Annotated in this window: 20 protein-coding genes and 1 tRNA gene; 14 read left to right on the top strand and 7 right to left on the bottom strand. The window is 66.4% G+C overall.

Annotated elements, in window-relative coordinates:
- Positions 1-24: 24 nt before the first annotated feature.
- The 4 genes from WT16_RS22730 to WT16_RS22715 form a co-directional block, all read right to left on the bottom strand.
- Positions 25-1,119, bottom strand: a complete 1,095-nt coding sequence (locus tag WT16_RS22730) for a polyhydroxybutyrate depolymerase (protein ID WP_230479306.1) — start codon at positions 1,117-1,119, stop codon at positions 25-27.
- 23 nt (positions 1,120-1,142) lie between these two features.
- Complete coding sequence (locus WT16_RS22725; protein WP_063534271.1) at positions 1,143-1,952, bottom strand: redoxin domain-containing protein; 810 nt, start codon at positions 1,950-1,952, stop codon at positions 1,143-1,145.
- 150 nt (positions 1,953-2,102) lie between these two features.
- Entirely contained in the window at positions 2,103-3,575 is a 1,473-nt protein-coding gene (locus WT16_RS22720; RefSeq protein WP_015604140.1) for a radical SAM protein, read from the bottom strand.
- 106 nt (positions 3,576-3,681) lie between these two features.
- Positions 3,682-4,290, bottom strand: coding sequence for a peroxiredoxin (locus WT16_RS22715; RefSeq protein ID WP_063534270.1), 609 nt, complete (start codon positions 4,288-4,290; stop codon positions 3,682-3,684).
- 767 nt (positions 4,291-5,057) lie between these two features.
- On the opposite strand from WT16_RS22715, the gene WT16_RS22710 reads away from it, so the two are divergent.
- The 8 genes from WT16_RS22710 to WT16_RS22675 all read left to right on the top strand — a co-directional run bounded on the left by WT16_RS22710 (position 5,058) and on the right by WT16_RS22675 (position 11,863).
- Positions 5,058-5,831 (top strand): class I SAM-dependent methyltransferase, encoded by a 774-nt coding sequence (locus WT16_RS22710; protein ID WP_006028151.1) that lies wholly within the window; start codon positions 5,058-5,060, stop codon positions 5,829-5,831.
- Between the two features lie 19 nt (positions 5,832-5,850).
- Entirely contained in the window at positions 5,851-6,198 is a 348-nt protein-coding gene (locus WT16_RS22705) for a hypothetical protein (RefSeq protein WP_015603415.1), read from the top strand.
- Positions 6,199-6,208: 10 nt separating this feature from the next.
- The gene (locus WT16_RS22700; protein WP_009915905.1) at positions 6,209-6,676 is read left to right on the top strand and encodes an SAM-dependent methyltransferase; all 468 of its coding nucleotides are present in this window, start codon (positions 6,209-6,211) and stop codon (positions 6,674-6,676) included.
- Between the two features lie 37 nt (positions 6,677-6,713).
- A complete protein-coding gene (locus WT16_RS22695; protein WP_006028149.1) occupies positions 6,714-7,547 on the top strand; it encodes a metal-dependent hydrolase in 834 nt (277 codons plus the stop codon).
- 70 nt (positions 7,548-7,617) lie between these two features.
- Entirely contained in the window at positions 7,618-7,884 is a 267-nt protein-coding gene (locus WT16_RS22690; protein WP_009915902.1) for a MoaD/ThiS family protein, read from the top strand.
- A gap of 5 nt (positions 7,885-7,889) precedes the next feature.
- Positions 7,890-9,125, top strand: coding sequence for an acyl-CoA dehydrogenase family protein (locus WT16_RS22685; protein ID WP_063534269.1), 1,236 nt, complete (start codon positions 7,890-7,892; stop codon positions 9,123-9,125).
- A gap of 3 nt (positions 9,126-9,128) precedes the next feature.
- Positions 9,129-9,959: a hypothetical protein gene (locus WT16_RS22680; RefSeq protein WP_063534268.1), complete on the top strand. Its 831-nt coding sequence runs from the start codon at positions 9,129-9,131 to the stop codon at positions 9,957-9,959.
- A gap of 293 nt (positions 9,960-10,252) precedes the next feature.
- Positions 10,253-11,863: an FGGY-family carbohydrate kinase gene (locus WT16_RS22675; RefSeq protein WP_197486498.1), complete on the top strand. Its 1,611-nt coding sequence runs from the start codon at positions 10,253-10,255 to the stop codon at positions 11,861-11,863.
- A gap of 132 nt (positions 11,864-11,995) precedes the next feature.
- On the opposite strand, the gene WT16_RS22670 is transcribed toward WT16_RS22675, so the two are convergent.
- Positions 11,996-12,901: a D-mannose-binding lectin family protein gene (locus WT16_RS22670; RefSeq protein ID WP_015603032.1), complete on the bottom strand. Its 906-nt coding sequence runs from the start codon at positions 12,899-12,901 to the stop codon at positions 11,996-11,998.
- A gap of 183 nt (positions 12,902-13,084) precedes the next feature.
- Here WT16_RS22670 and WT16_RS22665 point away from each other — a divergent pair, with 183 nt between their 5' ends.
- Complete coding sequence (locus tag WT16_RS22665) at positions 13,085-14,506, top strand: aspartate aminotransferase family protein (protein WP_063534939.1); 1,422 nt, start codon at positions 13,085-13,087, stop codon at positions 14,504-14,506.
- Positions 14,507-14,942: 436 nt separating this feature from the next.
- Here WT16_RS22665 and WT16_RS22660 read toward each other — a convergent pair whose 3' ends face one another.
- Entirely contained in the window at positions 14,943-15,698 is a 756-nt protein-coding gene (locus WT16_RS22660; RefSeq protein WP_063534267.1) for a TerC family protein, read from the bottom strand.
- A 138-nt stretch (positions 15,699-15,836) separates the two neighbouring features.
- Between WT16_RS22660 and WT16_RS22655 the strand changes: the two genes are divergently transcribed.
- Both WT16_RS22655 and WT16_RS22650 read left to right on the top strand, forming a co-directional pair.
- A complete protein-coding gene (locus tag WT16_RS22655) occupies positions 15,837-16,718 on the top strand; it encodes a LysR family transcriptional regulator (protein ID WP_006028141.1) in 882 nt (293 codons plus the stop codon).
- A 150-nt stretch (positions 16,719-16,868) separates the two neighbouring features.
- Positions 16,869-16,945 (top strand) — tRNA-Val (locus WT16_RS22650).
- Positions 16,946-17,408: 463 nt separating this feature from the next.
- On the opposite strand, the gene wecB is transcribed toward WT16_RS22650, so the two are convergent.
- Positions 17,409-18,623, bottom strand: coding sequence for a UDP-N-acetylglucosamine 2-epimerase (non-hydrolyzing) (wecB, locus tag WT16_RS22640; protein ID WP_059932967.1), 1,215 nt, complete (start codon positions 18,621-18,623; stop codon positions 17,409-17,411).
- 1,186 nt (positions 18,624-19,809) lie between these two features.
- Between wecB and WT16_RS22630 the strand changes: the two genes are divergently transcribed.
- The 3 genes from WT16_RS22630 to WT16_RS22620 are packed head-to-tail and all read left to right on the top strand — an operon-like array spanning position 19,810 to position 23,581.
- Entirely contained in the window at positions 19,810-21,372 is a 1,563-nt protein-coding gene (locus WT16_RS22630; protein WP_015603879.1) for a glycosyltransferase, read from the top strand.
- Between the two features lie 3 nt (positions 21,373-21,375).
- A complete protein-coding gene (locus WT16_RS22625; protein ID WP_059932960.1) occupies positions 21,376-22,368 on the top strand; it encodes a polymer-forming cytoskeletal protein in 993 nt (330 codons plus the stop codon).
- Between the two features lie 13 nt (positions 22,369-22,381).
- Positions 22,382-23,581 (top strand): YaiO family outer membrane beta-barrel protein, encoded by a 1,200-nt coding sequence (locus WT16_RS22620; RefSeq protein WP_063534266.1) that lies wholly within the window; start codon positions 22,382-22,384, stop codon positions 23,579-23,581.
- Positions 23,582-23,585 lie beyond the last annotated feature (4 nt).

The following is a 23,585-nucleotide window of genomic DNA, read 5'->3' as shown; positions in this document are numbered from 1 at the left end:
GATACTCCGTCTCGTCAGCAATGTTTAGCGTTGAGCCAGCTCCACGCACCGGGACGTTCGATGTGACGGCCGGTACCGGTTCGCTGCCCCGCGAGGCCGTGGCGACGGGATCGCGCGGGTCAGCCTGACTGCATCGACCTTTGCTTCGGCGCGGCCGCGCGCGCGGTTCGCCGCGATCATGCGGAAGAAGCGCCAGATTTCAAGCGGCGCGTCGACCGCGGTGCTGGTTCTGCCGAACAGGCGCGGGAACGCGTAGCGCGGCTGGGGAATCGTGTGTCCGCCGCCGTGAATCGTGATCAGCACGTTCTCGTCGCCCCATGCATCTCGCACCGCGTGGGTCTTGCGATCCCGGGGAAATAGGTCGCTCGCTTCGTCGCGATGGTGCTCGGCGTCGGGGCGGGCGAACGAGCGCGCGGTCTCCTCGGCGGACAGTACCGGACCGAGCGCACGCAGGCCGTATGGCGAGAGTTCGCCGCCTCGGTACGGATTGATCGGATCTGCCGTGCCGCTGATCGTCATCATCGGCACCGCCACGCGCCTGCCAGCGTGTCTGCAATCGGCCGGCGCGGGCCGATTGGCCGAAATCGCGGCAAAGCCGGCGAGGTCGTCCGTCATATCGAGCGCGAGGCGAAAGCACATGTGCCCGCCGTTCGAAAATCCGACAACGAAGACGCTGGATCGATCGATCCCGTAAACGGATTCAAACCATGCGATTATTTCTCGCGTGAAGCTGACATCGTCGACGTTGCGTCGCGTCGCCGCGTTCTTGCGCCCTTTCTGGCAGGTATTCCAGTTGCCGCCGACGCCGCGCGGATAGGCGAGCGCAAAGCCGTTCGCGTCGGCTAGCGCGTCGAATTCGAACGCCGTGTATTTCCGGATCTGTTCCGGCGTACCGGAGCCGCCGTGAAAGACGATGACGAGCGGCGCATTCGGAGGCAGGGACGGCGGCGTGACATGCAGGAATGTGCGGACCGTGTCGCCGACGCACAGCGATTCGAGGCGCGCCGGCGGCGCCGGCTGTCGGTCCGGCGAACGCATCCGGCTTCTGCGGAGGGTGAATGCGCAGACGCCTGCGAGCAAGCTCGCAAGCGTACCCAAGACGACGGTGGTCGGATGCATGTCGATGGACGATCGTGGCCGGTTCAGAAGTTCTGCCGCGCAATCCGCTCCGCGTCGGCGAGCTCGTGCGCGAGCGCGAGCCATCGTGTCGCCGAGAGGAACGTCTGCCTGGTTTTCGTCGGATTGAGTCGCCGCACGTCCGCAGCCACGAGATTCCCGTTCCGGTCGAACAGGAAGCCGCTCTCGTGCGGCAGCAGCATGCCCCACACGCGATGCGACAGCGGCGGGGCGATGCGAACGCCCATCGCTTGAAACAAGTTGCCGTCCGGATCCGCGGCGAATGCGAGCGAGATGCCCTTTGCGCGCCACCAGTCGTCGTGACGGCGGGCGCTGACGGCCAGAACGGCAACGCCGAGGGTTTCCAGGCGACGGGCCACCGTTGAGAGATCGGCGAGATGAAGCCTGGAGTAGGGGCACCAACTGCCTCGATACAGAATGAGCAGCAGCGGCCGGCCGTTCGCGAATCGCGCGAGATCGATCGGATGATGGCCGAGGCGCGCCCATCCGTTCCCGGAGCGCGGAGGAGAAACCGCATCGGTTTCGCCGTCGGCCGGCTCGGCGATGTCGTGCCGGCTTTGGACGGATGCGGGGAGTTCCAGGTCGCGCTTCAGCACATCGTCCGGTGTCTCGGTGAGCGGATACAGCGATCGCTTCATGAAGGCGTCCACCGAAAACGCCCAATCCATCCGGCTGCCCGTGCGGTAGTGCAGCCAGAGCAACGGAATGAGCAGAAAACGGATGCCGACCCACACGCCGGCAAGCGGAGTCCGCACCGCGGCGACGAACGGGGAGTGACGGCGAATGCGCGGTTCGTTGGATGTTGTCACGATCATGGGCACGGAATGTCGGCGCTGAGTCCGATCGTCAGGCGGCGTTTCCCGACCGCGCGGCCGCGTTGCGCGCGAATCGGCTGGGCGGCCGACGCGATTCGCTCGCGATCGGCCGTCCGGCCGGACGGATTACCGGCGTGCGAAGGCCGGCGTTCAGGCCACCTTGTTGCAGACCGCGTTGGTGAACGAACCGATGCGCTCGTGCAGGTACACCGAGATGATTTCCTCGTGCAGCGCTTCTCCGTTCAATGTGGGCAGGAATGCGTTGCCGTTGTCGGTCGACCGGATCAGGCCCTTGGACAGGAGTTCCGAGAAGACGGTCTTGAAAGGCTCGTCCTCGACGAGATCCACGCCGTATTCGCGCCTGAAGCGGTCGATCTCGATCGGCTGACGGGATTTGTACGCGAAACCGAGCGCGGTGCCGACGGCCTGATTGCCGGTAAGCAGACGCCCGAAGGCGAGCGGCGGCGTGTCGCTCGATTCCATGTGATGGAGGTAGCCGCTGATGTCTGAGCTGTTGTGCGTCTGGATCACGCTCCGGTTGGCGCCCGCGAGCCAGCCGTATGCGCCGGGGCCGAACGCCAGCATGGTATCGAAGCGCTGCCACTTGTTGCGGGACACGCGAGGAATGTTGCCTTCGCGATACGTGCCGGGCAGGCTCCACCATCCGCATGGGCTCGGTTGATAGCCGTTTCGCACGAGATGCTCGACCGCGCGCTCGCGCATCTCGTAAGTCGCGCCGAGCGTCGGAAACAGGCCTTGCTCGACGAGCCGGTTGCGAACCTTGGGCACGTTCCACACTGCCCGGTTGCCGATCCCCATTGACTGCCGATCCGCGTTGCGCAGCCGATAGATCGTGATGGTCGGGACCCTGAGTTCGACGAGCGTGCGCAGATCCTCGGAGACCGTTTCGGGCGTCTGATGCGGAAGGCCGAACATCATGTCGACGTTGAATGGGAAGCCGGTACTGCGCAGGTTGAGGATCGCCTGGTGCGACATGTCCGGCGTATGGCCGCGATTGGTGAACTGGTTCACCTCCGGCGTGAAGGATTGCACGCCGACGCTGAAGCGGTTGAACCCGATGTCGCCGAGCGCTCGGACCTTGTCGATGTCGCAGAAATTGTCCGGATTGCCTTCGATGTTCAGCTCGCATTCCGGCGTCACGTGGAACGTCGACCGGACGTGATCGAGAATGCGCTTCAGATGCGCCGGAGTGAGGACAGCGGCCGTGCCGCCGCCGATATAGAAGGATTCGATCAGCGCGCCGGTGACCCACGGAACCTGCCGGGCGTACAGCGTGGACTCCTTGATCAACGCATCCGTCCAGCGATCGAGCTGGGCGCCGCGCGATGTCGGCGAGGCGAGCTGCTTGACGTAGTTGCAGAAGTGACAGATGTACTCGCACAGCGGAAAGTGATAGTACAGATGCGCGGGTTTGCCCTGCCCGGGATGTTGCTTGTAGCGCTCGAACAGCGCATCGGGCTCGAGGCGCTCACCGTAGTTCGCGGTGACGTTGATGTTGTAGTCGTCCCGTTCGATCTGCAGTTCCGGGTGCCGGTCGAGAAGCGCGCCCAGATTGGGCTCGTATTCGATCGTCTCCGGAAAGTCACACGCTCTGACGTTCATTGAGGCCTCTCAGTTGATTGTTGTCGCACGACGACTGTGTGATGGAACGGGGCCGTCGCCCCGCACTGTTCGGATCGACGGCGGGGAGCGTCGCCCGGCGGCTTCTTCAGCGCGCATTCGTGTTGTCCGCCGACAAGCGTCGAACCCACGCGAGCGCCTGTTCCGCATGCTCGACCGCACTCGCGCCCGCGATCGTGGCGGCCACCTTGCCGTGCGGGGCGATGACGAACGTCGTGCGCGGCACTCGGTCATGGTCGTTGGGATCGCCGCGCGTGTCGGTTTTGCCGGGAGGGGCGGGCTCGACGGCCAGGCCGAAAGCGCGGGCCACCCGGCCTTGCGCATCTGACGCGACAGGAAACTTGCCGCCGCAGCACTGGGGATCGGCCGAGAACGCATGCAGTCGCTCGATGCTGTCGAGCGACACACCGACGATCGAGGCGCCCGCGGCGGCGAACTGGTCGATGTCGCGGGCGAACGCGTGCGCCTGGGCGTTACATCCGCTCGTGAAGGCGGATGGGTAGAAATAGACCACCACGGCGCCTTTGCGCAGAGCGTCCTTCAGCGCGTAGTTCAGCGGGCGGCCTGCCCGGGAGGCAGGCAGGGAGAAGTCGGGAGCGGCGTCTCCCGCTTGCAGGACGGCCTGCGCCTGCGGGAGATCCTGTGCATGGGGAGCGATATCGCGAGATCCCACCGAGGTGGATTGATGGCTCTGCATATTTGATAATCCGAAATATTTTCTTCCGTCGAACATGGCCCGCCGAGTGCCGAGCGGGAACATGTATTCCCCGTGCGGAGCGCGAGCCGCGGCGCGAGCATTTTATTGAGTCGCCTAATTGATTTTGTGAGCTGAATCAACCCTATTTGTCGGGGGTTTCATTCATCGATTTATTCCTGATGGATAGACTAAGTAAAGTCGTCGTTACGTGTTAGCTCGTTTTGTCTCAGAAAGATGTGGATTTGTCTCACTCGGCAATCCGCCGATCGTCAGCGAAATGGGAGAGAAATCATGTTGATTGAACTCGAGGCGCGGCGCGTACGACGGCGCTGACGCATTGCAGCGATGCCGGCGGCCGGCGGAGAGCGGGCGCCGTTCGGGCGAGAGAAATGACTTTGCGAACCTCTTGTGACGGCGCGGCATGGGTGTCGAACGCGCAGGATGAAGCGGGGTCGAAAAGTTAAATGTGAAAGTTGATCGTTCGTAAATGATTAAAGTAATTGCTTGCGGGCGCCATCTTTTCGGACGGATTTCCGTGACCGGTTTTGCCCGCGATTCATGCAATGCCGGCGTGAGACAAATTGGCATCTTTCTGAGACAAAACGAACTGTCTGCGCGGCGGCGATTTAATTTAGTCTGTGTGCGAAGTGATACGTCGGATTTGCAATGCGGGGCAGCGTTTCCGCCGGAGCGAAACACCATCGGTCGGCGGCGCGCGACGAAGGCCTTGTCAGGTTGTCTTGATCGGATAAACGGGAGCCACACCCATGTCGTCTACGCACGCGAGCGCAAGATTCGATGCGATTGCTGACAACTACGCGAGCAGCGAGGTTCACGAGACCAGTCCTTCTCTCACGATGCTGCGTTCGCTCAGCAACGGGCGGACGGACCTGGACGTCTGCGACGTCGCGTGCGCCGCCGGCCATTCGGCGTTCGCGTTTCTGGGACGCGCGAAATTGATGTGCGGCGTCGATCCGTCGCCCAACATGCTGCGCAACTTCGTCGCGCTGGGTCAGGCCAGAGGGGCGCCAGTCCGCGCGGTCGAGGCGTATGCCGAATCGATGCCGCTGCCCGATCGGGGCTTCGACTTCGTGGTTTGCCGGTTGGCCGCGCATCACTTCCACGACATTGCTCGGGCCCTCGCCGAATTCCGGCGCATTCTCCGGCCCGACGGCAGCGTCGTCATCATCGATCTGCAAGGCGACGACGATCCCGAATGCGACGGCGTGAACCATCAGTTGGAGGTGCTCCACGATCCGACCCACATCCGCAGCTATACCATTGCGCGCTGGCGCGAACTGCTCGAGAACGCGGGGCTGCGCGTCGAGACGCTGGAGCGCGACCTCACCGAGCGCCCGGGCGGGGTCGGTCTCGCGCGCTGGTGCGATATCGCCAACTCCGGCGACGCCGCGCACGCGGCGATGGTCGCGCTGCTCGACGGGACGCCCCAGGCGACGCTCGACGCGATCGGCGTGCGCCGTGACGATCGGGGCTACACGGTGCCCGTCCGGACCTGCTTCATCGAAGCACAAGCTCGATAAGACGATTCCCGAGCCAACCATGCCTGTCATTCACATCCTGCATCGACACACCGGAGACGGCGTGTCATCGCTTCTGCAGCAGGTCTGCGAAGCCGTGTGCGCCGTATCCGATATCCCGCTCGACAAAGTCTGGGCGTTCTGGCATCCCGTCGATCCCGCGCTGGCCTGGCGCGCGGACTGGAACCGAGAGCCGGGGGGCGGGCCGGTTGTCAGGATCTTCTGCCGCCGCAGTCATTCCTCCGCACGGGTGCAGGGCATCGTGGCCGCGGTGCGGTCGACCCTGGCCGCCGCGCTCGGATGCGGTTTCTCTTCCGTGTTTGTTCAAGTCATCCGCGTTGAAGACGAGGAGGTATTCAGTGTCGGCTAGTCAAATCACCATGGTTCCGATCGGCAGGGTGGCGTCGCCGCGTGTCGAGTTGATCGACGATCACTGGGGGGCGATCGAATCGGCGATCACGATCGATTCGCCTGCGCTGTCGGACGACGCGCTGATGGGGCTCGATACGTTCAGTCACATCGAGGTGATCTATCACTTGAATCAGGTGCCTTCGCAAGAGATCGAGCGGGGCGCGCGGCATCCGCGCGGGCGCGCCGATTGGCCGAAGGTCGGGATTCTCGCGCAACGCGCGAAAGGGCGCCCGAACCTGATCGGCGTGTCCCGCTGCCAGTTGCTGTCGGTCGAAGGCCGCACCTTGCGCGTGAGGGGGCTCGATGCCGTCGACGGCACCCCCGTGCTGGACATCAAGCCGTACCTGGAGGAGTTCGGACCGATCGGAAGGGTCAGCCAGCCTGCCTGGAGCCACGAGGTCATGAAGGACTACTACATCCTGCAACCTTCCGAGTGAGGGAGCCGGTCGCCGCGGCGGCCGCCCGATAAACGCCATGCGCCCACAGCCTGAAAGAGTCATTCCGGTTCGCCGGGTTCGACCGCGTTTCGACGTCGTCGAAGGCCGCCTGTGGTTCGGCGGCGATCGGTTCCGCACGGCGCTGTTCAACGCGTACACGCTGCTGCTGTGCGACGAATTCGAGTTCGTCGCCATCGCGCGCGATTACCTTCCCGCGATACGCGACGAGCATCTGCGGCGCCAACTCAAATCATGGCTGGGGCAGGAAGCCTCGCACGGAGTCCAGCACCGGAAGGCCTGCGATTATCTGGATCGTGTCGGCCTCCGGTACCGCGGCTTTCACAAGGTCGAGAACTTTCTCGTATTCCGGTTCCTGTTTCCGCTTCTCGGCCGGAAACTTCGCATCGCGTTGATCGCGGCGCTCGAGCATCTCAATACGCTGATGGGCGAGATGTGCCTGCGCCGGCCGGATTACTTCGCGCGGGCGAACCGCGAACTTGGCCTGCTGCTGAGCTGGCATTTCGCCGAGGAAATCGAACATCGCGCCGTGATCCATGACGTCGCGGACGCGGCCGGCGTGGGCTACGTCACCCGGATCGCCGTCGGCGCTTTCGCGTTCGCGCTCTATACCGGAGTGCTGTTCGCGACCACTTTCTGGTTCGCCGTCCAGTCTTCGGACTTGTTGCGGCCGTCCACGTATGCCCAGTGGTTTCGCTTCATGTTTGTCGACGAGCGCTTCGCACAGTTCATGCTTGCGTATGCTCGTGCATACCTGTCGCCGCATTTCCACCCGCTGAAGCGCGATTCCGACCATTTCGCCGAGGCGGTGTTCCGGCGCCTGACCCCGGCGAGAACGGCCGCAGGCGGATGAGCAAGCACATCGGCGCCGTTTCGCATCGCTTCGTCGTAGTTCGAGCATGACCCCATCCGGAGGAATCGCCATGAATATCGTATTGTCAGGTGTGCTGCAGAAATACGCGCAATATCAGCGTGAGCACTCGCTGGCCGCGGAAACGGTTCAGGAAGCCATCCAGTTGCTGGTGGGACGCTTCCCCGCGATGGGCAACGTGCTGCTGGATTCGGCCGGTCATCCTCGCAAGGTGCACCGCATGTTTCTGAACGGCCATCAGATTTCGCCCGAACAAGTCGGCCAATGCGTGAAGCAGGAGGACAGGCTGGAGATTCTGACCGCGATCGCGGGAGGTTGACGCGCATGCTCGCCCCTCAATTGGACGTGATCGCGCCGGGCAGGCCTGTGTCGCGGCACGCGGACGGGCTCTTCGAGCTGCCGCCGCCCGAGGACGCGACGCGCGATGCGACGAGCCGCTGGGTCGACCGGTTCTCCGGCGATCTGCTCGACGAGGTGTCGAACGAGGCCGGACAACTGGACCGGGCCGGCGCGACGCTCCGGCGCGAGGTGATGATCGAGGCGGCGCGCCGCGGATTGCTCGGAGCGTCGTTGCCGCGTCACGTCGGCGGCCTCGGCATGTCGCTGCTGGGCTGGGGGCACGCGCTCGAGCGTGTGGGCTATCTGTGCGACGACGCGTCGTTCGCGTTGAACATCAGCCTGTTTCAGTCCGTGGCCAACATGCTCGTTGCGAGCGGCAACGCCGGGCTGATCGAGCGCTATGTCGCGCCCGTCTGCACCGGCGAGCGGCTCGTCGCGTTCGCCTACACGGAAGAGGCGGACGCGTTCAGCATGAAGAGCATGCTGCGCGGACATCGCGGCGACTACGTGGTGAACGGCGCCAAGGTCATGGTGACGGCCGGTGCGATGGCCGACAGCTACATGACGTATGTGATGAACGAAGCCACCGACGACATGGCGGTCGTCATGATCGACCGGGATGCGCCGGGCGTTCACGTGCAGCCGATCGAGACGATGGGCCTGCGCGCGAGCGGCCTTGCCGCGGTTCGCTTCGATTCCGTGCGCGTGCCCAAGGAACAGTTGCTGCTCGCGGAGAACGGCCTGGACCACGTGCAGAATTTTCTGAATCCGCGCCGCGGCATTCTGTGTTGCGCGCCGATCGGGCGCATGCAGCGTATCGTGGACGAGTGCGTGAAGATGTTGTCGGAGACTGTCCGGCACGGCGCGCCGCTGACGAGCATGCAACTGATACAGGCCCGGCTCGGCCGGATGCAGATGAAGGTCCACATTTCGAAGGCGCTCATCGATCCCGCGCTGGACTGGCTGGACCAGAACGCGGCGAACAATCATCTCGAGGAGATCGTGTCGGCGGCCAAGCACGAGATCACCGAGCATGCGATTGCCGTCGCGCTCGACTCCATTCGGCTCACCGGCGCGCGCGGCTATGCGCATGCGAATCAGTTCGAGCGTTATCTTCGCGATTTCTGCGGATTGATCTCCGGCGCCGGTTCGCAGGACGTGCTGGAGGTCAACATGGGCTTACTTGCGGTTGCCCGCGCGGCGGGCCGGACGACGGGATGAAAAATGGCGCGCTATTCCACCCTGCAGGTTCTCAACGATACGAGTCTCTTCGATTCTCGCCAGTTGCTGCCGCGAAGCGTGCTGGCGTGCACGATGAGAGTTTGGGCGCAATGGCTGAAGGATCACCTTCGCCCCTTTCCACAACTCATTCGGGAATTCGGATTCGGCGTCGTCGTCGTGCGTCAGAGCATCCGTTACGAACGGCCCTTCAGTTTCTTCTCGGCCGACGAGTTCCTGGTGCATTGCACGATATCGGTACGCCAGAAGCGTCACTTGTTGCTCGGCGATGTCCAGTTCATGAACGGCGACGAGCGCTTCGCGCATCTGCAGTGCGCGATGCGGCCGCTCGCGATCGAGCACGGCAGCGACCTGGGCGCGATGCCGGCTCGCGTCGAGGGGGCCGTGCTGGGCATGTTCCTCCCCGACGAGATCTCAAATGACGCAGTGGAGCGGCCGCTGCGCAAGACACTGGGTGCGTTGTCGGCGGCATCGGCGATCGCCACGGCGACGCGCGCGATCCGGATCTGCCGGCACGATTCCGAAGCGGCGGACCAGTGGTCATATATAGAAGTCGTCGCGAATGCCGCGAGCGCCCGCGAGGCGATGATCCTCGAGGCAAATCCGGCGGAGCGCCGTGAGTTGCATGCCGGGCTGGCCGCGCCCCTCGGCGGCATCGAGATCGAGATCGACCGGCCGCTGTTTCTGTTCGATTCCGCCGAAATCCATTCGACTGCCTATCGAATCGGAGATTGCCTCACGTTCGTGCATGTCTATCGATCGAGCGTAGGGGGCAGTCACGAACACGCGACGGTCGTCGAGCGATTTGCGATCTGATCGCCGAGCCGCCGGTGTGGAGACGGCGAACTCGATAGAGGGAAATTCCCGGCAAAAGGCGTGTCGAGATAAAAGGAAAATCCAGATGCGCAACGATCGCGAACGGGACAATCGTCTCCGTTGAGCCATCGCCCGCGTATCGCCGAATGCCGGTGTTGCCCGGCGCCTGCCGATGTCCTGCTGACCAGTCGGACACCGTTGCCTCGTTTTCGCGCGAGCGCGCTTCCCATCGCGGGTATCCCGAGCGCCGCCGCCGAACCCTTTCGCGGCGCTCTCTCGACTATGCTTCAAACATGTATCGCAACGTCCCGATGAAAGGAGGCGCGATGGCCGAACCCGGACCCTGCGTGCTGGCGATCGATCTCGGCACGAGCGGCCCGAAGGCCGCCGTCGTTTCGCTCGACGGGCGCGTCGTCGCGGCGGCGCGCGATGCGGTCGCGACGCTGCATACGCCGGGCGGCGGCGTCGAGCAGGACCCGTTCGACATCTGGCGCGCGGTCAGGCGTGCATGCCGCGTCGCGCTGCGTGCGTCGGGCGTCGCGCCGCGCGACGTGCTCGCGGTCGCGTGCAGCAGCCAGTATTCGTCGATCGTGCCCGTCGGCGCCGACGGCGCGCCTGTCGCGAACATGATGCTCTGGCTCGACCGGCGCGGCGCGCCGCGAGCGATGCGCGGCCTCGCGAATCGTCCGTTGCGCGCCGATTCGCTGCTGCGGCAGTGGCGCTGGTTGCGCGTGCACGGTCTGCCGCCCGTCGAAGGCGGCATTTCGCTCACGCACATGCGCTATCTGAAGTATGCGAAACCCGATGTCTACGCGCGCACCGCGGCGTTCCTCGAGCCGATGGACTATCTGAACCTGTGCTTCACGGGGCGCGCGTGCGCGAATCAATGCACGGCGTTCATGTCGCTCGCGGTCGACAACCGCAGCCTGAATGCGACACGCTACGATCCGCGGCTCGTGCGCTATTCGCGCATCGACGCGGACAAGCTGCCCGAGCTGCTGCCCGTCGATGCGATCGTCGGCCGCGTGCTGCCCGACGTTGCCGACGAGCTCGGCTTGCCGCGCGACACGCCGGTGGTTGCGGGGCTGAACGACACACAGGCGGGCGGCATCGGCGCGCATGCGTTCGCGGGCGATCATGCGGCGCTGTCGATCGGCAGCTCGAGCGTGATGATCGCGCACGTGCGATTCAAGCGCACCGACATCCGCCATGCGATCCTCAGCATGCCGAGCCCGGTGCCGGACACGTATTTCGTGATGGCGGAGAACGGCATCGGCGGCGCGGCGTTGAAACACTTCATCGAGCAGCAGGTCTATGCGGACGATCCGTTCGGCGCGCTGCCGCGCGACGATTGCTTCGCACGCCTGCAAAAGGCGATCGACGCGACGCCGCCCGGCAGCGGCGGCGTGATGTTCATGCCGTGGCTTGCGGGATCGCTCGCGCCGCGTGCGGATGCGTCGATGCGCGGCGGCTTCGTCAATCTCGGGCTCGATGCGACGCGCAGCCATCTCGCGCGCGCGGTGCTCGAAGGCGTCGCGATGAACCTGCGCTGGTTGCGCGGTCCCGTCGAGGCGTTCGCGAAGCGGCGCTTCTCGCATTTCGTGTTCTACGGCGGCGGCGCGGAGTCGGATGCGTGGTCGCAGATCGTCGCGGACGTGCTGGACGCGCCTGTTCACCGCATCGAGCAGCCGCAGTACACGACGTGCGTCGGCGTCGCGCTGCTTGCGTTCGAGCGGCTCGGCCTGCTCGGTTTCGACGACTTCGCGTCGCGCGTGCGGATTCACGGCGTCTGCGAGCCGAATCGCGCGAATGCGGCCGTCTATGCGGAAATGTCGACGCAATTCGTCGAGGCGTTCAGGCGCAATCGGCCGATTTTCAGGGCGCTGCAGCGCATTTTTCAATGAATCGATTTCGCATCGAAAAAAGCAATCTCGATGAACGTCGATCGGTGAATCGCCTGATATGTTTTTTCGGCTTCGACGATGCGCGTTGCGCGCTTTGGCCGGCAATGCGCCGAACGCGCAACGGCGGGCTGCTCAGCCCGGCGCGTAGCACACGAGCCAGTCCTTGACGTAATAGCACTTCCAGCTCGCGTTGATCGGCAGGTTCAGCGAAGGCGGCGGCGGCGTGGCCGGCGTCGGCTTCGGATCGTTCGGACCGCTCGCGCGGCTCGGCTGGTCGACGGACACCGGATACGGCACGTTCGCGAGGATGCCGCCATACTGCTTGCCGAGAACGAAGCCGACGGGCGTCACCAGCATGTAGGCGCCCGGATTGCCCGAGGTTCCCGTCGACCAGACCGGCTGCCCCTTGTTGTAGACGACGAGATTGCCGTCGGGCTGCATCGCGACGCTGTCCGACGCAAAGCTCTTGTTCCACAGGTAATAGGTGACGTTGTTGAAGATCTGCAGCGATTGGCGTCCGTTGAGCACCGGGAAGTTCAGGCCGAACGGATAGCCGATGACCGTCGCGAGCGCGCCGCTGTTCGGCGTGACCGATGCGAATGGCCAGGTGAACGAAGGATAGCCGCCCTGCGGCGGATAGATCGCGACGACGCCGAAATCCTCGACGACCGCGTATGAGCCCGGAATGGGCGCGGGCCCGTAATACCAGTTGCTCCAGACGACGTCGTTGCCCGAATAGAAAGCGAGCCGGCCGTCGGTCTGCATCACGAGCCGGTCGCCCGTGCCCACGTAGAGCGCGCCCTCGGGTTTCGTTCCGTAGATTTGCGACATCGAGCTCGCGCCCCATGCCTGCGTCGGGAACTTGTAGTGGAAATAGAGCTTGCCGCTCGCGGCGTCGATGCCGAATGCGAAGTTGCCGTTGTTCGATATCGCGTATTGCCCCGCGACCAGTGTGCCGCCCGATGGAATGATCGCCCCCGCCATTGCCGACATCGATGAAAACAGCATCAACAAGAGCGCCAATGCGATTTTTTTCATGAGATGTTCCTGTTTTTTATTAGGATGTCGTTCAAGCATAGCGTGAACGAAAGGAACTTCCAGGGAATTTTTAATGTGTTAATCAGGCAGCCTCAATTCGATCGGCGAGGCCGGATCATCCGACGTGCCGCCGACATCGACGCGAGTCCGCACGCCGATGCCGGCCTCGAACAGGAGGGCGTCATGGATCTCGAAGAAGGCATCAGGCGGCTCTATCCTTATGCAGCGGAATTCGGCGCGATGCACGGATTTCCCGAACATGGGATGCCGCGCGAGCGCTTGCTCGAAGAGCTGCGCTCGATGGCCGCACGCGAAGATCGCAAATGGGAGAACGGCCGCTGCTCGGGCACGATGTACTGCGGCGACCACGAACATTATGCTTTCCTGAATGAAGCGTACGGGCTCTTCAGCCACGTGAACGCGCTGCAGCGCGACCTGTGTCCGAGCATGAACCGGATGGAAAGCGAGATCGTCGAGATGACGGTCGCGCTGTTGCACGGTGAAGCCGTGCAACAGCATGACGGCTCGCATCGCGCATGCGGTGCGCTGAGCCTCGGCGGCACCGAGAGCATTCTGAATGCGACGCTCGCGTATCGCGAGAAAGCGCGCGCCGAGCGCGGCATCGAGCGGCCGCGGATGATCTGGCCGGCGTCCGCGCATCCCGCGTTTCGCAAGGCCGCGCATCTGTTCGGCATCGACGTGATCATCGCGCCGATCGATCCCGACACGATGCGGGTCGACACCGATTTCGTGCGCGATGCGATCGACGCCGATACCGTGATGCTCGTCGGCTCGGCATGCAATTACCCGTACGGGACGATCGATCCGATCGAAGCGTTATCGGAGATCGCTGTCGAAAAGGAGGTGTGGCTGCATGTCGACGGCTGCCTCGGCGGCTGGATGCTGCCGTGGGGCGAGGAACTGGGTTATCCGAACATCCCGGCATTCGATTTTCGTCTGCCGGGCGTCACGTCGATTTCGGCCGATACGCACAAGTTCGGCTACGGCCCGAAGGGCGGCTCGGTGCTCGCGTGGCGCGACGCGAGCTTTCGCCGCCACCAGTACTTTCTGATGACCGACTGGGTGGGCGGCGTCTACGGCTCGCCCGGCTTGGCCGGGAGCCGCTCGGGCGGGCTGATCGCGGCGACGTGGGCGGCGCTGCGCAGCCTCGGGCGCGAAGGCTATCGGGCGCGCGCAAAGGCGGTCTTCGATACGGCGTTCGACATGCAGGCCGCGGTTCGCGCGATCCCGGAGCTGCGTGTGCTCGGCAAGCCGACGTTCTGCTTCGCGTTCGCATCGGACGCGTTCGACGTCTATCACGTGAACGACTGCATGCGTCGGCACGGTTGGCGCTTCAACGGGCTTCAGCATCCGGACGCGCTGCACATGTGCGTGACGGGGCCGCAGACGCGGCCGGGCGTTATCGAGCGGTTCCGGCAGGATCTCGGCGAAGCGGTCGACTATGCGCGACGCCATGCGCACGCGCGTGCGCAGTCGAGCGGCGTCTACGGCGGCGATTCGGCCGGACTCGATTTGCGCGACGACGCGCAGGCGAGAGCGTTCTTTACGCAGGTGCTCGATCTGTTTACCGACTGTCCGATCTAGGGTCTGTTTACATACGGAACGCCCATGCGTTGCCACGAGAACGGCCGCTCGCGAGGCGCGCGACGCTGCGAATACTGGACGTATTCGCAAGGAGCGCAACGCGGCGAGCGGCCGTTCTCGTGGCAACCCCAAACTTGAAATTCATTCCAGGGGAATGCCCGAAATCGCCCGTAGGGCGGCGTCGCTCGTCGCTTGTTTGGCTCGGCCAAACCGCGCTCCTCGCTTCTTGCCCTACGGGCGATTTCGGGCATTCGCATGGGCGTTCCGTATGTAAACAGACCCTAGGGCGCGGATTCGGACACTGGACCGCGATGCATGAAGCCGGGCGTGTCGGCGGCGCATCGCGGCCGACGCCGCGCGCCGAGTCGTGCCGTCGCCTATTCGCGTCGCGCGGCCCGATCGAGCCGAACCGGGCAACCGTTCACGTCGCGCCGCGTCAATGCGCGGCGATTCGCTTCGCGCGCTTGTCCTTCGCGCGCCGCGCCAGCATGTTCATTCCCTCGACGAACGCGGAGAACGCCATCGCCGCGTAGATGTACCCCTTCGGCACGTGCGAGCCGAAGCCTTCCGCGATCAGCGTCATGCCGATCACCATCAGGAAGCTCAGCGCGAGCGTCACGATGGTCGGATGGCGATCGATGAAGCGCGACAGCGGGCCGGACGCGAACAGCATCGCCGTGACGGCCGCGATTACCGCGACGAACATGATCGGGATGTGCGTCGTCATGCCGACCGCGGTGACGATGCTGTCGATCGAGAACACGATGTCGAGCATCAGGATCTGGCTCACCGCCGCCCACATCGTCAGGCCGGCGCCGTTCGTCGAGCTGCCTTCGTTCGCGCCGTCGTGCGATACGTGATGATGCATCTCCTTCGTCGCCTTCCAGACGAGGAACAGCCCGCCCGAGATCAGGATCAGGTCGCGCCACGAGAACGCGTGGTCGAACAGCGCGAACACCGGTTCGGTGAGCCGCGCGATCCACGCAACGGTGCCGAGCAGCGCGAGACGGAAGATCAGCGCGAGCCCGATGCCGAGGCGCCGCGCGCGCTCGCGCCGCGCTTCGGGCAGCTTGTTGCTCAGGATCGAGATGAAGATCAGGTTGTCGATGCCGAGCACGATTTCCATTGCGACGAGTGTCACGAGCGCGGCCCAGACAGCGGGATCGGCGGCGAGGGTCAGCAGGTAGTCCATGATCGTGGTGGTTTGGGCGGATGGATCGCATGTCGAAGCCGTGATGATCGGCGCTTTCATGTTTCGTAAAAATCAGTTGAAATCTGACTTATGATTCGGTTTTTACGAAGTGTCGATGACGACGGAGCGAGGGGCGCGATGCTGAATTTTCGCCATCTGTATTACTTCTGGGTCGTCGTGAAGGAAGGCGGCTTCGCGCGCGCGGCCGAGCGGCTCGACATGGCCGTGCAGACGATCAGCGCGCAGGTGCGCGAGCTGGAAAGATCGATCGGGCACCAGTTGCTGAAGCCGGCGGGGCGCGGCGTGACGATGACGGAAGCCGGGCAGGCCGCGTTCGCGCGCGCCGAGGAGATCTTCCGGATCGGCCAACTGATCGAGGACGAGGTGCGCGAAGCGGCGCGCGGCGAGAGCGCGCGGCTCGCGGTCGGCCTGACGGACGGCATCTCGAAGCTCACCGCGCACGCGGTGCTCGCGCCCGCGCTCGCGGCGCCGTCGCTGCGGCTGCTGTGTCACGACGGCGAATACGAGGAATTGCTTGCCGAACTCGCGCTGCATCGGCTCGATCTCGTGCTCGCGGGCGAGCCCGCGCCGCGCCGCGTGAACCTGCGGCTCGCGAGCGAGCGGATCGTCGCGTCGCCCGTCGACTGGTACGGGCCGACAGCGATCGCGTCGGCGGCGCGCGGCCGCTTTCCGCAGTGCCTGGCCGACCTGCCCGTGCTGCTGCCGACGGTGCACGCGGCGCTGCGCGCGCGGCTCGATCGCTGGTTCGACGCGCACGGAATCCGGCCGCGGATCGTCGGCGAGTTCGAGGACAGCGCACTGATGGCCGTGTTCGCCGCGCGCGGCCTCGGCGTGTTTCCGCTCAGCGAGCCGGGCGCGGGCGACGTCGCGCTGCTGCGCGGGCTGCGGCGGCTCGGGCGCGCGGAAGGCGTGACCGAGGAGATCCATGCGATCCGGTCGCATCGCGGCCAGCATCATCCGCTCGTCGCGCAGGTGCTGGCCGCGGCGGCGCGGGGGTGAGCGGCGCCGCGTCTTTCCGAGCGGGCGGGTCGGCCCGCCGGCCGCGCGATCGGCTGTGCGCGTCCTGTCGCCGTCGAGCGATCGATCGAAGAATTTTCTAAAAAGAGCTTGTGCGCCCGCAAGAGGCTCTCTATAATTCGCGCCTCACACAGGCTCGTAGCTCAGTTGGTTAGAGCACCACCTTGACATGGTGGGGGTCGTTGGTTCGAATCCAATCGAGCCTACCAACGCATATCGGACGCGGATGAACAGCGCAAAAGCCCTGGCGGGCGAGCGCCTTCATCCGCGTTCTTCTTCATCCGGCGCAGGCCGCGCGTCCGCCGTCCCGGCAGGGCGGCAGGTCTTTCGGCATCCTTCGTTTTTCGCCGTTTCGTTCGGCATGGTGCGCGGACGCATCGGCGCACATCAGCACGCATCGCGCTTCCCTTCGTTCACGTTTGCCGCGTGCGGCGATCCGCGTCCTGCGCGTCACGCGTCACCGCTGCCGGCAACACCGCCCCGCCGGACACTGCGTCGCGCGCGGCCCGTGTTCGCAGCCGAATCCGCCGCAACCGCCGCCGATCCGCGCCGGCAGCGACGCGACCCGCCGCCGTCCGATCACCGGATGGCAGCCGCGCGCGCAAGCGCACACGTCGCCCGCCCGAGCGCTCGCGCAGACGCCGCGGCTCGCGTGCCGCCAGACGATCACGCTCATGCGGACCTCAGCGCATGCAGACCGAGCGCGAGCGCGTTGCGCGGCGCTTCGAGCGCGGCGAGCGGGAAGCGGGCCGTGTCGGTCGCGTGCGGCCTGTCCAGCAGCGCATGAACGATGCGCTCGCTCGCGTGGCCGTCGCCATACGGATTCGTCGCGCGCGACATCTCGTCGTATGCGTCGCCGTCGTCGAGGAGCCGCGACGCCTCGCCGACGATCCGCTCGGTGTTCGTGCCGACGAGCCGCGCGGTGCCCGCCTGGATCGCTTCCGGCCGCTCGGTCGTGTCGCGCGTGACGAGCACCGGTTTGCCGAGCGCGGGCCCTTCCTCCTGGATGCCGCCCGAATCGGTGATGATGAAATGCGCGCGCGACATCAGGAAGACGAACGACAGATATTCCTGCGGCACGATCAGGTGGATGTTCGGCAGGCCGTCGAGCAGCGAATGCGCGGGCCTTTGCACGTTCGGATTCAGATGCAGCGGATAGACGAAGCGCACGTCCGGATAGCGGAGCGCGAGGGTGCGCAGCGCGTCGCAGAAATGCGCGAACGGCTCGCCGAAGCTCTCGCGCCGATGGCCGGTGATCAGCACGACGCGCTCGTCGCGGCCGAGAAACGGATACTGCGCGGCGATTTCGCGCGCGAGCGGCGCGTCGGCGTCGAGCATGCGCTTCACGTCGTGCAGCGCGTCGATCACGGTATTGCCGGTCAGCACGACGCCTTCCGTCGGCACGCCTTCGCTGAACAGGTTGTGCTGCGCGCGCTCGGTCGGCGCGAAGTGCCATGACGACACCGCGTCCGTTACGCGCCGGTTCAGCTCCTCGGGCCACGGCGACCAGACGTCGCCGCTGCGCAGCCCCGCCTCCACGTGGCCGATCGGCAAGTAGCGGTAGAACGCGGCGAGGCTCACCGCGAGCGTCGTCGTCGTGTCGCCGTGCACGAGCACGATGTCTGGATCGAAGTCGTCGAACACGGCGCCGATCGTCTGGAGGATGCCCGTCGTCACGTCGGTCAGCGTCTGGCTTTGCCGCATCACGTTCAGATCGTATGCGGGGGCGATGTCGAACAGCGCAAGCACCTGGTCGAGCATCTGCCGATGCTGGGCGGTCACGCATACCCGCGCGTCGACATCGGCTCGCGTCTGCAGCGTGCGCACGAGCGGCGCCATTTTGATGGCCTCGGGACGAGTGCCGAACGCAAGCAGGATTTTCTTCATCTTGATCCCCGGTTCACGGTTGTTCCGGTCGATTCGGCACCCGGCGCGACGGCCGTGCGCCGCAAGGCGCGGGCGTGAGCGCGCGGCGCGGCGAATCGAGCCGCGCGGTTGCGCGAGCCGAGGTCCGCTGCGCGCCGCACGACGGTGCTACGACGTCCGGGCCCGGCGCATGCGCCCGGATTCGCGGCGCGAATCCCGTGGCGGCGGGCCGGGTCCGTCGCGATGGGCGGGTCACGTCATGAATCGCTCCTCGTGATGTCGTGAATCGGCGGCGCGTGTCGCGCACGTCCGTGCGCTTCGTATCCGGCGCGCTGCCTCGACCACTGTCGAGCAATATTCAAACCAGCGTCGTCGCGGCCGCGCCGCGCAGGGCTGAACGCCGCGCCGGCGCGCGGGAACGTCTCGCGGCTGTTACGGCGTCCGGTCGCGGCGTCCGGAATCGCGCGCGCGCCGCGCGGCGCGCGCGCGATGTGCGGATGCCGTCGTGGCGCGGGGCGCGGCCGTCGGCGGGAGCGTCGGCCCGGAACCTTTGACGCGCGTGGGTCTCGCGCGCGCACGGCCGGCCCCGCGCGCGACGTGCGCCGCGCGGCGGATTGCGTCAGGGATTTCCTGGCCGCCGCCGGCCGAAGGCAGGCAGCGGCCGCCGCCGCGGCGAAACGTATCGATTCTGAAACGCGGGCGTTCGGCGGCTTGCTCTCGGCCGGTCGCGGCCATGCGAAGAGGGGGCCGGATGCAGGCAAAGGCCAATCGTATGCGGCGGCAACGCGCGCCGCGCGGGCCGTTCGCACGCGCAACGCGTGCGGTCTTCCGGGGCACGCCGCGCGTGCCGGTTTCCCCGGCGTTGATTCGCCGATGAATCAAAACGCTGCGCGTGCGCCGGCGGCGGCAATCCGCCTTCGTCGCGAAACCCTTGTCGCGCGGTCTTTTCCGAACGATGGCTCGTCCTTTGCTTTGAACCAGCGCAGATCCGTTCCGACGCGATACGACGTCAGCACACCAAAGGAACGGCCAATGTGACGAAACCGAAAACCGGCGGTGCGGCGCGCGTTCAGTTCAGCGACGCGGCGGCGACAGGCGGCGACGCGCGATGAGCGATACGTGCGCGACGCGCGGCGCCGGTTTCCTTTTGCAAGTCCGTGCGGGGGGCGAGCACAGTCGCCGCCGATGCGGGCACGGGGACACGAGCATGAAGAACCGGCGAGCGATGTCGTTGTGCGTGCAATGCGTGCTGTTGCTGATCGTGTTCGCGTGTTCGCTGGCCGTGCGCGATACCGCGGTGCGGCCGGCGTCCGTCTCGCTTCCGGCCGCGCCGCTCGCGCGCGCCGCGCAGGTTCGCGCGTTCGCGGAACCGAGCCGGCCGCACGCGGAGGCGATTGCGTTTGCGCTCGCGCAGCCCGCATCGTTCGATGCCGGGCGGCCTTTCGCGGCCGCCCGGCCGCCCGCCGTCGACAAGCCGCAGGTGTCCGGCAGCGGGATCGTCGTCGGCCTGGGCGCGGCATACCTGTGGATATTCGCGCTGCTGACCGGCGTCTACGCGTCGCGCCACTACGTCTTCAGTCTCGACCGCCTGTTCAGGCCGCAGCGCGCGCCGTACCGCGCGATCACGCACGCGGACTGGCCGGAGATCACGGTGTTCGTCGCCGCGCACAACGAGGAGGCGGTCGTCGTCGATTGCCTGACGGCGCTCCTCGCGACGACCTATCCGCGCGACCGGCTGACGATCGTCCCGGTCAACGACCGCTCGACCGACAACACGCGCGCGCTGATCGACGAGGTGCAGGCGCGCGCGCCCGATCTGATCAAGCCATTTCACCGCGAGAGCGGCAAGCCGGGCAAGGCGGCGGCGCTGAAGGACGCGCTGCGCGAGATCCGCGGCGACATCATGGTCGTGTTCGACGCCGACTACCTGCCTCGCCCGGACCTGCTCAAGGAACTGGTCGCGCCGTTCTTCGATCCGGAAGTGGGCGCGGTGATGGGCCGCGTCGTGCCGCAGAACGCCGATCGCAACCTGCTCGCGCGCCTGCTCGATCTCGAGCGCGCGGGCGGCTATCAGGTGAACCAGCAGGCGCGCAACAACCTCGGCCTCGTGCCGCAGTACGGCGGCACGGCCGGCGGGGTTCGCAAGAGCGCGCTCGACGCGGCGGGCGGCTGGCGCGACGACACGCTCGCCGAAGACACCGACATGACCTACCGGCTGCTGCTGAGCGACTGGCGCACGGTCTACCTGAACCATGCGGAGTGCTACGAGGAAGTGCCGGAGCGGTGGCCCGTGCGCGCGCGCCAGCTCACGCGCTGGGCGAAGGGGCACAACCAGGCGCTGTGCCGCTACCTGATTCCGCTGCTGCGCAGCCCGGTGACGTCGCGGCGCTGCCGGCTCGACGGCGCGCTGCTGCTCGGCGTGTTCATGATGCCCGCGCTGCTTGCGCTCGCGTGGGGCATCGCGCTCGCGCTGTATCTGACGAACGGCATCGATTCGCTCGCGCTTGGCCTGCTCGTGTCCGTGTTCGCGCTGTTCGCGTTCAGCACGTTCGGCAACTTCGGCGTGTTCTTCGAGATCGTCGTCGCGGCGCGCCTCGACGGCCGCGCGACGCGGCTGCGGCTCGTGCCGGTGAACGTCGTCGGATTCTGCGTGATGATCGCGGCCGTCGTCGCCGCGCTGTGGGGGCTTGCGCTCGACGCGCTGCTGCGTCGCGAGCTGCGTTGGGACAAGACCGAGCGCTTTCGCCGGCCGCTGAAATCGGGACGATGAGCGATGACGACCTTCAACGTGATGATGCCGGTGGCGGGAATGCTCACGCTGCCGTTCCTGCCGCTCCTGAACGAGCTGGTGAAGCGCAGCGACGTCGCCGCGCTGCCGATCGGCGAGGGGCCGTTCGTCGACTATCCGCGCCGCGCCGCGCAGTGGCTCGATGCGCTGCGCGTGAGCGCGCGCGGCGAGCCGCCCGCGCGGGACGACGCGGCGCCGCCTTGGCAGGCGCTCGGCCTGCGCGTCGAGCACGTCGACGCGCTCCGGCTCGCGCGCGGCGACTGGCGCGACGACGTGCTGTACGCGGACCGGACGATCTCGCTCGGCGCGGGCTCGCACGCGACGTACGCGTTCGCCGAGGAGCGCATCGAGATGCGTGCGGGCGCGACGCTCGGCGGTTTCGCGTACGCGCCGAACATCGATATCGACAACACGCTCGTGCGCGGCGCGGTCGTCGGACAGGCGGTGCGCGTTCACGGCTGCGGCGGCTTCTCGAACCTGCACGGCACGCCGATCGTGTTCGGCCGCCTCTCGCGCGCGCTCGGCCGCGACGATGCGCTGACGCCGCGCCGCGCGATGTCGCTCGCGAGCAGGCTCGCCTGCGTGCCGCACCGCGTGCTCGACGGCCGCTATCTGGTGCAGCGCGACATCCGCCTGCCGTCGCACACGATCCTGCACGGCACGCTGATCGTCGACGGCCGGCTGACGCTCGGCGAAGGCTGCGTGCTGATCGGCAGCGTGAAGGCGCACAGCGTCGTGCTCGAGTGCGAGGCGCTGCTGAACGGCGCGGTGTTCGCGCGCGACGACGTGCTGCTCGACGACGCGAGCTGCATCGACGGCGTCGTGTCCGCGGGCGGGCTGCTGCGGCTGACGGGCGCGCGCATCGGGGCGGCCGATCATCCGGTCAGCGCGTGCGCGCGCGACGTGTCGGTCGTCGGCCACGCCTGCGTGCATGGCGACCTCGTCGCGTGGCGCAGCGGCTGGTATCACGCGTCGTAACGAGGAGACCAACATGCATGCGCTTCGTTGCCGACGCGGCCCGCCCGTCCCTGTCGCCGCGCTCGCGCTCGCGTGCGCGTACGGCGCGCCGTACGCGCGCGCGGCGGCGGCTTACGCCGATGTGCCGGCCGCCGCTTCGATCGCGTCGTCCGGGCCGGCCGGCGCGCAGGCTGACGCGGCCGTCATGGCCGCGGCGCTCGTCGCGCAGCCCGCGCCGTCCGCTGCGCCATCGGCGCTGCCAGCAGTCACTTCTCCTGCACCGTCGCCCGCGCCGTCCGCGATCGCATCCGCGCCGGCGGCCGCCGCATCGCAATCCGCGCCTCTTTCCGCGCCGCCGCCCGCCGCGCCGCTCGTCATCGTTCCGCGCCGGTTCGACGACACGGCGCTCGTGAAGGTCGGCTCGGAAGGCATGCCCGACGGCTGGCCGCTCGCCGAGGTCACGCCGGACCAGGAAAACCGGCCGACGCTGCCGGAAGCGATCGTCACGCACGTGCAGGCGCCGGCGCAACGGCACACCGAGCTGTCGCTCGCGTACTCGATGGCGCACCTGACGAACGGCTATGGCGACTGGTACGGCGTGCATCTGCGCGGGCTCTATCAGGCGGGCGGCCGCACGATCATCGGCGAGCTCGCGCAATTGCACCGCTTCCACGAAAGCACGCAGCTCGGCGCGATCACATACATCCAGGACATGGGGCCGAACTGGTTCGGCGGCATCGGGTTCGCCGGCACGACGTCCGGCACGATCCTGCCGAGCGCGCGCGTCGATCTGTCGCTCAACCGCAAGCTGCTGTCGAACCGGTCGCTCGTGCTGTCGGCGGGCGCGGGCTACGCGTGGAACCGCAACGGCCACCGCGATCAGCTCTATCACCTCGGCGCGATCTGGTATGCGGTGCCGAAGTGGATTTTCGAGGCGGGCTGGAACTACACGGTCGATTCGCCGGGCTCGGTGAAGGCGCCCGCCTACTACGGCGCGATCACCTACGGCGAGGTCGGCAAGAGCCAGATCGTGCTGCGCGGCGGCTTCGGCCGCGAGGCGTACCAGGCGACCGGCAACAACGCGCAGATCACTGATTTCCGCAGCCACGAGGTGTCGCTGAAGTGGCGCTACTGGTTCACCCGCAAGTGGGGCACGCAAGTCGAGTTCGATTACTACCACAACCCGTACTACTCGCGCATCGGCGGCGAAGTCGGGATGTTCTATCGGTGGTGACGGG

It is taken from the genome of Burkholderia sp. MSMB1589WGS (assembly GCF_001636105.1).
GTDB lineage: Bacteria > Pseudomonadota > Gammaproteobacteria > Burkholderiales > Burkholderiaceae > Burkholderia > Burkholderia humptydooensis.
Note: the sequence above shows the minus strand (reverse complement) of the source record. Positions and strands in the feature narration are given on the sequence as shown.

Excerpts from the sequence above, each read along its gene's own strand:
- WT16_RS22660 (WP_063534267.1), bottom strand. The coding sequence starts at position 15,698 with ATGGACTACCTGCTGACCCTCGCCGCCGATCCCGCTGTCTGGGCCGCG.
- WT16_RS22695 (WP_006028149.1), top strand. The coding sequence starts at position 6,714 with ATGCGCCCACAGCCTGAAAGAGTCATTCCGGTTCGCCGGGTTCGACCG.
- WT16_RS22715 (WP_063534270.1), bottom strand. The coding sequence starts at position 4,290 with ATGCAGAGCCATCAATCCACCTCGGTGGGATCTCGCGATATCGCTCCC.
- WT16_RS22700 (WP_009915905.1), top strand. The coding sequence starts at position 6,209 with ATGGTTCCGATCGGCAGGGTGGCGTCGCCGCGTGTCGAGTTGATCGAC.
- WT16_RS22685 (WP_063534269.1), top strand. The coding sequence starts at position 7,890 with ATGCTCGCCCCTCAATTGGACGTGATCGCGCCGGGCAGGCCTGTGTCG.
- WT16_RS22730 (WP_230479306.1), bottom strand. The coding sequence starts at position 1,119 with ATGCATCCGACCACCGTCGTCTTGGGTACGCTTGCGAGCTTGCTCGCA.
- WT16_RS22705 (WP_015603415.1), top strand. The coding sequence starts at position 5,851 with ATGCCTGTCATTCACATCCTGCATCGACACACCGGAGACGGCGTGTCA.
- WT16_RS22625 (WP_059932960.1), top strand. The coding sequence starts at position 21,376 with ATGACGACCTTCAACGTGATGATGCCGGTGGCGGGAATGCTCACGCTG.
- WT16_RS22675 (WP_197486498.1), top strand. The coding sequence starts at position 10,253 with ATGTATCGCAACGTCCCGATGAAAGGAGGCGCGATGGCCGAACCCGGA.
- WT16_RS22620 (WP_063534266.1), top strand. The coding sequence starts at position 22,382 with ATGCATGCGCTTCGTTGCCGACGCGGCCCGCCCGTCCCTGTCGCCGCG.
- WT16_RS22720 (WP_015604140.1), bottom strand. The coding sequence starts at position 3,575 with ATGAACGTCAGAGCGTGTGACTTTCCGGAGACGATCGAATACGAGCCC.
- WT16_RS22680 (WP_063534268.1), top strand. The coding sequence starts at position 9,129 with ATGGCGCGCTATTCCACCCTGCAGGTTCTCAACGATACGAGTCTCTTC.
- WT16_RS22655 (WP_006028141.1), top strand. The coding sequence starts at position 15,837 with ATGCTGAATTTTCGCCATCTGTATTACTTCTGGGTCGTCGTGAAGGAA.
- wecB (WP_059932967.1), bottom strand. The coding sequence starts at position 18,623 with ATGAAGAAAATCCTGCTTGCGTTCGGCACTCGTCCCGAGGCCATCAAA.
- WT16_RS22665 (WP_063534939.1), top strand. The coding sequence starts at position 13,085 with ATGGATCTCGAAGAAGGCATCAGGCGGCTCTATCCTTATGCAGCGGAA.
- WT16_RS22725 (WP_063534271.1), bottom strand. The coding sequence starts at position 1,952 with ATGATCGTGACAACATCCAACGAACCGCGCATTCGCCGTCACTCCCCG.
- WT16_RS22690 (WP_009915902.1), top strand. The coding sequence starts at position 7,618 with ATGAATATCGTATTGTCAGGTGTGCTGCAGAAATACGCGCAATATCAG.
- WT16_RS22670 (WP_015603032.1), bottom strand. The coding sequence starts at position 12,901 with ATGAAAAAAATCGCATTGGCGCTCTTGTTGATGCTGTTTTCATCGATG.
- WT16_RS22710 (WP_006028151.1), top strand. The coding sequence starts at position 5,058 with ATGTCGTCTACGCACGCGAGCGCAAGATTCGATGCGATTGCTGACAAC.
- WT16_RS22630 (WP_015603879.1), top strand. The coding sequence starts at position 19,810 with ATGAAGAACCGGCGAGCGATGTCGTTGTGCGTGCAATGCGTGCTGTTG.